This is a genomic window from Oleiphilus sp. HI0086, from assembly GCF_001635225.1.
The window spans coordinates 1-409 of record NZ_LWFZ01000514.1 but is presented as its reverse complement, the minus strand read 5'-3'; the positions used below and the strand labels follow the sequence as shown (position 1 = coordinate 409).

Genomic DNA, 409 nt, shown 5'->3' with positions numbered 1-409 from the left:
AGTACTGCATTGCCAAATGAAGGTGTTGCGTTTGAGCGCTTCACTAAGAAAGGCCCATTGGCAATGTTGCCCTTGAGGGAGTCTGATTGTGCACTGGTCTGGACACATGACGAAAAAGAGATACAGGCACATTTGGATATGAGCGATGCTGAATTTTGTAAAGCTTTGGAAGAGAGTTTCAGTGAGCGGCTAGGTCCGATTGAACGCTGTGGTGAACGGGTAAGTTATCCGTTGAAATTAGTCAGAGCTGAAGAGCAATGTCGGGCCGGTGTGTTGCTCTTAGGTAATGCCGCGCATAGTTTACATCCTGTCGCAGGGCAAGGGTTTAATTTGGCCATTCGTGGTGTGGCGGCCTTCTTGGCTTATATTGATGAGTCAGTAAAGCAGGGTTTGGATTATCGTTCCCTGG

General features: G+C 47.9%; 1 protein-coding gene. It reads left to right on the top strand.

Translation table 11 applies throughout. The features are described 5' to 3' along the window. On the top strand, nt 1-409 hold a 409-nt coding region (locus A3756_RS06350), incomplete at both ends, for an FAD-dependent monooxygenase (protein ID WP_197481218.1).